Genomic DNA, 9,148 nt, shown 5'->3' on the forward strand with positions numbered 1-9,148 from the left:
GCACTTCGGTAAGAAAACATCTATCGACGCACCTTCCAAGAGCAGGGCCACGCTCACCAAGCCCTCTTTCTGGTATAGTGAAGTAAAAGGATGCAGCAAAGCACGAAGGAGGACAGCCCGTGAACGCAATTGAAAAGCGGATCAACGATTTAACCCATTACTCTCCTGATTTGACTGCTCCCGCCGATCTGAATGCATTCTGGGAGCGTTCCTTGAGAGAAGCGAATGCCGAATCGGTCTTTGCCGATAAAACTCCTGTTCCTACTCCTTATCCCTATATGGAGGTCTTTCATATCACTTACAAGGGCTGGGACGATACTCCATTGCACGCTTGGTACATTCGGCCTGCTTTTGCGAACGAGAAGAAGCTTCCCTGTGTTGTGCTGTTTCATAGTTATGCCGGGGGTAAAGGTTACCCTGAACAGTATGCCTCGTGGCTCATGCTCGGATTTGCGGTGCTGGCGATGGATGTGCGCGGACAGGGAGGAGAGACCGGGAACGGACTGGACAGCGGGTACGGAACGGTAAAAGGCTGGGTGACCCAGGGGATCCTTAGCAAAGACACTTGTTACTACAAAGCGATCACCATCGATGCGATCAAAGCCGTGAACTGGGTGTCCGAGCAGCCGGATGTCGACTCTGCTAAAATTGCAGTATGCGGGGCCAGTCAAGGCGGCGGATTGGCGCTGATGGTCTCGGCGCTGAGCCGCAAACCGTCCGTCGCTGTCGCCAATATCCCCAATATGTGCCACATGGACTTCGGTATTTTGAACTCCACCAGTTCTTTATCCGAGGCGGCGGAGTTTGTACACCGCTTCCCTGAGCATTTGGATAAGGTACTTAACACGCTCAGCTATTTCGATATGCTCAACCTCGGAAGCCGGATCACAATTCCAGTTATGGTCTCCGTAGGACTTAAAGATACGGTATGTATGCCGGAAACCGTCTTTGCCGCCTATAACCGCATGACCACAGAGAAGCACATCGAGGTTTACCCCTTTACCGGACATGCCGTCGAAGCTTACCAACAGCGGAAAACAGCCGAATTTATCGCGGATTATTTTAAAATCTGACACAGCCAAAAACCGCAGAGAGAACCCTTTGTTCTCCCTGCGGTTTTGTTCTCCACTTAAAAAGTTAGGCGGACTTGGATATGCTCCTACCCTCCCATTTTCTCATCCATAACAGATCCATTACGATCAGGCCAAACGGTATAAAGGAAACAAAGAAGATTATGATCGGTCGGCTCAAAGACCAGTTCAGCGCCGACCTTGCATAAATCAGAACCATCACGAACAGCAAAAAGGTTGCGCCGTAGATGTTGCCAAATATCGTTACAGCCTGCGGCACTCCTGCACTCTTCAGCGGATAGGCCACAAACAGAATAAGTAAATAAACGACGGCCTGAATCCAGGCTGTAAGCCGGAAGCGGCCCAAAGGTGTTATAAGCACAATTTCGATCCCCTTTCATAATGAGTTTATTATAACGAAAAGGAGGACAAACTCCAATAAGCCCCTGCCATCGGAAGCAGATGTATGATAAACGATATACTTTGGGAAAATGAAGCTGTGAAGGAGGTGCATAGCATGGCAAAACCGGACAACCGAGCTGATAATGTGGAAAAACTGCAGAATTCCGTACCGAATACCATCGAAAATTTCAGGGAAGCCGCGGACTACCTCGACGAGCATGCCGATGAAATTTCAGCCACCGAACGGAATACGATTGAGGAAATAAAGAACGAGGCCAGACATCAGCAGAATACGTAGCCTACCGCATCTACCATCTTAAAAAAATCCCGCTGTAATTGCAGTAATTGCAGCGGGATGATTTTTTTAAAACACCTAGGTCCGGTTGACCTTATTCTATATAATAAGTGATCAGCGCACTGCCTCAGAGGTATGTTCCTTCTCTGTTTCGCTTTCGTTGAAGCTGTCGCTTTGTCCCTGCCCCATCACCTTATCCAGCAGCTTCAGCCATGGAGCAGCGTCTCCGCCGCAGCTTTCAACATCGCCCAGCCAGGCATCCAAATGGGAATGCTCTTCCGGCAAATCGATCACCAGACTATCTTCTTCCACTTCAATGATACAGCATGATTTCATTTCAATAACCTCGCTTGTTTGCCTTTTTAAAATCCTAACGAATTATACGCCTCCTGCAGACTGATTACAATGTCAGGGGTACTAAAAGATTCAACAATTTCTTGAACCTGCTGTTGATGTGATACATGCAAAAAAAACAGGAAGCTTTCGCTTCCCATTTTAAAGGCAAAGTTTTCAGTTAAACACGTGTCACGATCCGGTCCACCAAACCGTATTCCACTGCTTCTTCAGCAGAGAAAAAATGGTCCCTGTCCGTGTCCTTCTCTATGCGTTTCAAGGGCTGGCCCGTATGATCGGACAGAATTTTGTTCAGTTTTTCCCGGCTCTTCAGTATTCGTTCAGCCTGTATTCGGATATCAGAGGCCTGCCCCCGTGCCCCTCCATGCGGCTGATGGATCATAATCTCGCTGTTGGGCAGCGCAAGCCGCTTCCCTTTGGTGCCGCCGGTCAGCAGAATAGTTCCAAAGCTTGCTGCCATACCAGTGCATATCGTGGATATGTCCGGTTTCACAAACTGCATCGTATCATAAATGGAAAACCCGGCCGTCACCGATCCCCCTGGGCTGTTAATGTACATTTGGATGTCTTTCTCGGGATCTTCAGCCGCCAAATGGAGCAACTGGGCCACAATGATGTTGGCCATATGGTCTTCAATCTCACCGGACACCATAATAATACGATCCTTCAGCAGCCTAGAATAAATATCGTAGCTGCGTTCTCCACGGCTGGTCTGCTCCACAACGTACGGTATAGCGTTCATATTTCCATCTCCTGTTCTACGCAGCCAATAAAGCCCTCGTCTCATCCGGCTGACGCTGTAGTGACCCCGCTCTGCCTGAGCGAATACTGCCCTCCAGAATGATGGGAAGCAGCGCTTCCGGCTCTGCCGCATTATGCAGTCCCAGCTCAACGAGACGCTGGGCGTCACCGGACCGGAAAGCGGATAAGTAAGCCTTCAGCAGTTCTTTGCCTTCCTGATCCTCGGGAAGAGGAAACCTTTCGGAATACCGCTGCTTGCTGTTCGCCAGGGATGCGCGTGCTCTTGCCAATGCAGCCTTGACGGCACCTTCAGTCGTACCCAGCAATTCAGCAGCTTCACTGGTTTTGTACTGCAATATCTCCCGAAGTAGAAAGACAGTCCGCTGCCACGACGGCAACCACTGAATCAGAGCGGAAAGAGCCAGCTCGATATCCATCCCATACCTGTCTTGATACGCGGTCTTTATGTTTAAACGTGAGGTAGCGCGCTGGCCTGCAGCTTGTCGTCTAATCCGGTCAATCCAAATATTTCTTGCTGAACGGATGAGATACGCCTCCCAGTTTAAATCCGTGTCCTGCAGCGGCAGCTTCCCAAGCAATTGAAGGCAGGTGCTCTGCACCAAGTCTTCCGCTTCCCATGTAGAGCCTGTAAGCTTGAGGCAGTATTTAAGCAAAGAAGGCAGAGCTTTCAAAAGCTCGGCATGCGTCTGTTTATTTAGATAATCAGATTGTACGGATTTCACAAAGGCCATAAATGGGGCCCCCCTTTGTTAGGTCCTTGTTAAAGGTTTCATAAGGAAGACGTTTAGAGGCGTAAAAAGGATACGCTGCAAGGACAATATTTTTAAAAAAATCAATAAATTAAAAAACGCCACCCGAAGAAAAAGCTGTCTTCAGAGTAGCGTGTATTAGGTCTAATAACAAATATTAAGGATATCGGGACGACACGATTTGAACATGCGACCCCCTGGTCCCAAACCAGGTGCTCTACCAAGCTGAGCTACGTCCCGATGTGTATATAATCATACTGCTAGTTGCTTTAACAGTCAATTATCAATTAGGGTAAAGGATGGAGCGGACGACGGGAATCGAACCCGCGACCCTCGCCTTGGCAAGGCGATGCTCTACCGCTGAGCCACGTCCGCAATATATTCGCACTGAAGCGACTACGTCATTTTATCATAAGCCGAAGATAAGTCAAGAAAAAGGAATTCAAGCCCTACCTGGAGCCGAGCCGGCGCATTCAAGTTTCCGTGGACTTGTTGGAGAGCTCGGCAAGAATGCTTCGATTGGATGCGGCCGAGCCGACGCCCGAGCTACTCGTCAGCATGGATCAGCATTGGCGGTTTTGGATTAGGTGCCCACCTGAACTATTTGTGAATATGCAAAAAGCTCCTGAATCTCCACAAGAGGAAATTCAAGAGCTTACTACCTGCATAAACAACAGATAACGGGCTTATGCAGGTGATTTTTAAAATTGAACTCAACGCTCTTTATGGCTGCTCTGTTCAACTTAGCATGAATCCAACTCGAACGGTTCTCGGCTCTGACCAGAGTCCGCGGAAAGACAGCAGCATCCGGGTCACAGCTGCTGCACGTCTACCTCGACCGACATGTTCTGCAGCGGCGTGCCGCGATAAATCCCCTTGACGGGGACGATATCAAAATAATCCCGCCCATGCCCCAGCTTGACGTACCGTTCATCCACCCGATTGTTGTTCGTCGGGTCGAAGCCGAGCCAGCCGGTGCCGGGAATGTACGCTTCGACCCAGGCATGAGACGCCTGCTCGAAGTCGACCGTCCGTGTCTGCAGATCGCCGATGAAGTGGTAACCGCTCACGTAGCGGGCGGGAATGCCCTTGGCCCGGCACACCGCGATCATCAGATGGGCGAAATCTTGGCAGACCCCCTTCTTCAGCCGTAGAAATTCATCCGTTCGCGTCGTGACGACCGTGGCGTTCGGCTGATATTGAAAATTGCGGTATACCTTCCCGCCCGTCTCCATAACCAGATCGTATACTCCCGCGCCGGGGAGCGATATCTCGTCTGCGTACGCCCGAACGTCTTCGCCGACAGACGTGTAAGGCGTCGGCAGTAAAAATTCCGCGAATTTGTTTTGCAGCGCTTCGTCGGCAAGCGTCCGCCAGTCGTCCTTCGGAGACAGCACTTGATTCCGGACGCCGTCGTTATTGTGCGTAACGACCGTCGATACGGCCGTAATGACGAGTGCGCGATGCTGGGCATTCACGGTGAACGCGTGGATCCGGTTGCCGAAGAAATCTTCATACGTGAACAGCGAAGCGTTCGGCTCCACCGAAATGGTGTGGTGGTAGCACGCCTGGCGGTAGTTCGTCCGCGGCGACAGGCGAATTTCATTGACACTGTCCGCCACCGGCTCCTCGTAGCCGTATTTGGTCGTATGCGAAATTTTGAGCTTCATGCTCGAACCCCCTGCCTCGCGCGAAAAAAAGCGTCACCCACGGCCGCGCCGAGCTGATTGATTGCCTCCATACCGTTCAAAAGCGAACCTTTTGCAAGCTCGGAAGTGTCTAACCACGACAGCTCGGACCGCGCCTTCACCACGAGGCGAATCGCCTTGTCGAGCGCCGGATCGGCTCCGTTCATGCCGCGGATCGTATGAAGGTTCGCCTCCAACCCGCTCAGCCCATGCTGAACTGAGCGCGGGAACAACTCGTTCATGATGAGCAGCGATGCCGTATGCTCCAGCGTGAAATGATCGGAGTAGAGTCGCCGGTACACATCGACGCCGCCAAGCGCCCGTACCGCGGAAAACAAGTAATAGGAAACGCGGGACTCGTCGTCGGCAATAGAACGGTGCAACGACTCCAGCAGCCGCGCCGTATTTTCCGCCCGCTCCAAGTACCGGCCACTCTCCATGATGAGCCACTGCTGATCGCGGAACATCATATGCTGTGCGGCACCGTAAAACATCCCCATATTCTCCTTCACTTTGCGCAAAAACAGAAACGGGGATTCGTACAGCAATTCATCCGCCTCGCCGCTTCTCAGCCATAGCGCAAACCCATTCACAATGTCCCACAGTTCCTCCGGCAGCCGTTCCCTCACCGTCTTTAAATTCGTCTTCGTCGACTGAACGCATGAGTGAATGGAGTTCGAGTGACTAGCATCGAGCGCCACATAGAAGAGCACGTCTTGTTCCCGATATGCAAGTTGCGCGGTCTCGAACTGTGTGGGGTCTCCCACCGCCCGCACCATACGGATCCACAAATGGTCTTCGTCCGCCGTCTCTTCTCGAATATGATAGAACGCGTCGATCAACCGGGCGTGGTTTTCGGCCCGCTCCGTGTAGCGGCCGATCCAAAACAACGATTCGGCAATTCGGTTTAGCATGGCGAACCTCCTCCTAAAAGTTTTGTGAGCACTGCTTCCTGAATCAACTTCGAGCAAAACTCGCTTCGAAAGCATAGGCTATTCTCTTAGCACCCAAGTGTCCTTGCAGCCGCCGCCTTGCGACGAATTGACGACGAGAGATCCTTCCTTCATGGCGACGCGGGTCAGCCCGCCGGGGATTACGTGCACAGATTGCCCGAACAGGGCGAAGGCGCGCAGGTCGATATGCCTGGGCACACACCGACCTTGATCCATAATCGGCGCCGTCGACAGCGATATCGTCGGCTGTGCGATATAATTGCTGGGGTTCATGCGAATGTTTTCCGCAAAACGCATAAGTTCCTCTTCTGTGGCGGAAGGCCCGATCAGCATGCCGTATCCGCCGGACAGAGATGTCTCCTTGACGACCATCCGGTCAAGCCGCTCCAGCACATACTCCCGCTCGTCGGGACGCTCGAGCAAGTACGTCGGCACATTCGGCAAAATCGGCTCCTCGTTCAAGTAATACCGGATCATGTCGGGGACGAACGTATAGATCGCCTTGTCGTCGGCGACGCCGGTGCCCGGTGCGTTCGCGATCGCCACATTGCCGGCGCGGTATGCGTTCATCAGCCCGGCGACCCCAAGCACCGAATCCGGCCGGAAGGCGAGCGGGTCAAGATAATCATCGTCGATGCGCCGGTACACCACGTCGATCCGCTTCAGGCCCGTCGTCGTGCGGGCATAAATTTTATGGTCGATGCAGACGAGGTCGCTGCCCTCCACCAGCTCGATGCCCATCTTCTGGGCGAGATACGTATGCTCGAAGTAGGCGGAATTGAATTTGCCGGGCGTCAACAGCGCGACGGTCGGATTCGCCCGGTCGCGGGGCGCAATCCGCTTCAAGGCGGACAAGAAGGTGCTCAGGCTGTGCTCGACTTCCGCCACGGTACAAGAGAAATACGCATCGTGAAAAAAACGTTTCATCATCATACGCGTCGTGAACAGGTACGAGAAGCCGGACGGCGATCGAAGGTTATCCTCCAGCACGAAAAATTGGCCGTGCTCGTCGCGAATCAGATCGATGCCGGAGCATGTGACGTAGATATCGTCCGGTACGTGCAGACGCATCATCTCCGGTCGGAAGTACCGGTTCGACACGACCATTTTCCGAGAAATGATGCCGTCGTTTATAATATGTTGGTCGTGATACAAGTCGTATAAAAACCGATTCAGCGCCTTCGTCCGTTGAATAACTCCCCGCTCAAGCTCCAGCCATTCGTGCTGCGGAATAATGCGGGGGAAAATGTCGAACGGAATCGTCCGTTCCAGCGCATCCTGCTGCCCGTCGGCGTAAAGCGTGTAAGTAATGCCTTCCTCCAGCATCCGCCGATTCATCGCCCGCCGCCGTCTCTCCAGGCTTTCGGCATTCATCCGCTGAAGCCTCTCGTGCAGCCGCTCGTAATGCCCGCGGACCGCACCGGTGCCGTCGTACATTTCATCGTAAAAAGAAGAAACGGAATAGGCTTGGTTTAAAGGAAGATTTGAAATGTACATGCCGAAAACCTCCTTTTCATAAAAACATAACATCTTATACTCAATAATATCACATATTATGTAGTTGTAAATTACATATTGAACGATAATCAATTTTGTTTGTGAACTTTTTTTTCGATCAGGGAGGTTACAGCTGTTTATATGTAATATAAACTAACACAAAAAGCACACTAGCGCGGCAACTGGGTCCCAAGGATGCCTTTATCCCCCAGTAAAACGGCAAGTCATGAGTACTATAGCTTCCTCATTCACGCAAACGGGAAAGAAATCCTCTTAAACCAGGCACCTTTCCTCCGAAGTTGCGGGAGGGTTTACAGGCGTACTCATCGGTTTATATGCCTATGGGCAAGCTCTATGGCTGAGTTTTCAAAATTTAAGTGCGATTATCTATAAACCTCTCCTTAAACAGGTTGCCTAGAAAAATGTAAAGCCGGTTCCTCGGGATTAACCTGGGAACCGGCTTTAATTGTAACAAATATGAAGAAGCTCCTGAATCTCCACGTAAGGAAACCCAAGAGCTTTTCATTTTAAAAAGATGCGGTCGAGAGGACTCGAACCTCCACGGGGGTTAGCCCACACGGACCTGAACCGTGCGCGTCTGCCAATTCCGCCACGACCGCATATATTGGAAACTGGTGAGCCATGAAGGACTCGAACCTTCGACACCCTGATTAAAAGTCAGGTGCTCTACCGACTGAGCTAATGGCTCTCAATAATCAATTTCGCTTCGATAAACCCTTCTTGGGTTTCTTCCCTGAAGCTTTATTACGATACCTAAACTTCCGTATACTCCCAATTCGTAAGATACTGCGAAGCCGATCCTGACTTTGGGTTTCCATCCCTGACATTATTTCTAAAAGTGGCGGAACCGACGGGATTCGAACCCGCGATCTCCTGCGTGACAGGCAGGCATGTTAGGCCTCTACACCACGGTTCCGCATTCACTTGAAATGGTGCCGGCGAGAGGACTTGAACCCCCAACCTACTGATTACAAGTCAGTTGCTCTACCAATTGAGCTACACCGGCTCATACCTAAATGGAGCCAAGGGGGATCGAACCCCTGACCTCATCGCTGCCAGCGATGCGCTCTCCCAGCTGAGCTATGGCCCCATATGAAAATAATTGTTCTATTAAAATCTATGTATGGTGGGCCCTAGTGGACTCGAACCACCGACCTCACCCTTATCAGGGGTGCGCTCTAACCAACTGAGCTAAGGGCCCTAATATATATATCCTTTCCCTAAAAGGGTTCTGCCTGGCAACGTCCTACTCTCCCAGGACCCTTCGGTCCAAGTACCATCGGCGCTGGAGGGCTTAACGGTCGTGTTCGGGATGGGTACGCGTGGAACCCCTCCGCTATCGCCACCAGACAGGTTT

The 9,148-nt window shown here is 51.6% G+C and carries 9 protein-coding genes, 8 tRNA genes and 1 rRNA gene; 2 read left to right on the forward strand and 16 right to left on the reverse strand.

Features of this window, described 5'->3' with window-relative positions:
- The first annotated feature begins 119 nt into the window (after positions 1–119).
- Positions 120–1,073, forward strand: coding sequence for an acetylxylan esterase (locus OIN60_RS16545; RefSeq protein ID WP_305755992.1), 954 nt, complete (start codon positions 120–122; stop codon positions 1,071–1,073).
- A 64-nt stretch (positions 1,074–1,137) separates the two neighbouring features.
- Here the strand turns inward: OIN60_RS16545 and OIN60_RS16550 are convergent, their stop codons facing one another.
- Entirely contained in the window at positions 1,138–1,452 is a 315-nt protein-coding gene (locus OIN60_RS16550) for a DUF3817 domain-containing protein (protein WP_305755993.1), read from the reverse strand.
- 135 nt (positions 1,453–1,587) lie between these two features.
- On the opposite strand from OIN60_RS16550, the gene OIN60_RS16555 reads away from it, so the two are divergent.
- The gene (locus tag OIN60_RS16555; RefSeq protein ID WP_305755994.1) at positions 1,588–1,770 is read left to right on the forward strand and encodes a small acid-soluble spore protein Tlp; all 183 of its coding nucleotides are present in this window, start codon (positions 1,588–1,590) and stop codon (positions 1,768–1,770) included.
- 111 nt (positions 1,771–1,881) lie between these two features.
- On the opposite strand, the gene OIN60_RS16560 is transcribed toward OIN60_RS16555, so the two are convergent.
- From OIN60_RS16560 to rrf, 15 genes are all read right to left on the reverse strand, one after another.
- Complete coding sequence (locus OIN60_RS16560; protein WP_305755995.1) at positions 1,882–2,103, reverse strand: hypothetical protein; 222 nt, start codon at positions 2,101–2,103, stop codon at positions 1,882–1,884.
- A 178-nt stretch (positions 2,104–2,281) separates the two neighbouring features.
- Positions 2,282–2,863, reverse strand: a complete 582-nt coding sequence (clpP, locus tag OIN60_RS16565) for an ATP-dependent Clp endopeptidase proteolytic subunit ClpP (protein ID WP_305755996.1) — start codon at positions 2,861–2,863, stop codon at positions 2,282–2,284.
- Between the two features lie 16 nt (positions 2,864–2,879).
- Complete coding sequence (locus OIN60_RS16570; RefSeq protein ID WP_305755997.1) at positions 2,880–3,614, reverse strand: RNA polymerase sigma factor; 735 nt, start codon at positions 3,612–3,614, stop codon at positions 2,880–2,882.
- Between the two features lie 184 nt (positions 3,615–3,798).
- A tRNA-Pro gene (locus tag OIN60_RS16575) sits at positions 3,799–3,872 on the reverse strand.
- A gap of 60 nt (positions 3,873–3,932) precedes the next feature.
- Positions 3,933–4,007: transfer RNA gene (locus OIN60_RS16580), tRNA-Gly, on the reverse strand.
- Between the two features lie 437 nt (positions 4,008–4,444).
- Positions 4,445–5,302, reverse strand: coding sequence for a transglutaminase family protein (locus OIN60_RS16585; protein WP_305755998.1), 858 nt, complete (start codon positions 5,300–5,302; stop codon positions 4,445–4,447).
- Entirely contained in the window at positions 5,299–6,309 is a 1,011-nt protein-coding gene (locus OIN60_RS16590) for an alpha-E domain-containing protein (RefSeq protein ID WP_370872520.1), read from the reverse strand. The genes OIN60_RS16585 and OIN60_RS16590 overlap by 4 nt, the downstream gene beginning before the upstream one ends.
- Positions 6,310–6,312: 3 nt before the next feature.
- Positions 6,313–7,770, reverse strand: coding sequence for a circularly permuted type 2 ATP-grasp protein (locus OIN60_RS16595; protein WP_305756000.1), 1,458 nt, complete (start codon positions 7,768–7,770; stop codon positions 6,313–6,315).
- Between the two features lie 536 nt (positions 7,771–8,306).
- Positions 8,307–8,390 (reverse strand) — tRNA-Leu (locus tag OIN60_RS16600).
- Between the two features lie 13 nt (positions 8,391–8,403).
- Positions 8,404–8,479, reverse strand: a tRNA-Lys gene (locus OIN60_RS16605).
- 151 nt (positions 8,480–8,630) lie between these two features.
- Positions 8,631–8,707: transfer RNA gene (locus tag OIN60_RS16610), tRNA-Asp, on the reverse strand.
- A 14-nt stretch (positions 8,708–8,721) separates the two neighbouring features.
- Positions 8,722–8,797: transfer RNA gene (locus tag OIN60_RS16615), tRNA-Thr, on the reverse strand.
- Positions 8,798–8,808: 11 nt separating this feature from the next.
- A tRNA-Ala gene (locus OIN60_RS16620) sits at positions 8,809–8,881 on the reverse strand.
- A 34-nt stretch (positions 8,882–8,915) separates the two neighbouring features.
- Positions 8,916–8,992: transfer RNA gene (locus OIN60_RS16625), tRNA-Ile, on the reverse strand.
- A 32-nt stretch (positions 8,993–9,024) separates the two neighbouring features.
- Positions 9,025–9,141 (reverse strand): 5S ribosomal RNA (gene rrf / locus OIN60_RS16630).
- Between the last annotated feature and the right edge of the window lie 7 nt (positions 9,142–9,148).

Origin of the sequence: Paenibacillus zeirhizosphaerae, from assembly GCF_030705605.1 — a bacterium.
Classification (GTDB): Bacteria; Bacillota; Bacilli; order Paenibacillales; family Paenibacillaceae; genus Paenibacillus; species Paenibacillus zeirhizosphaerae.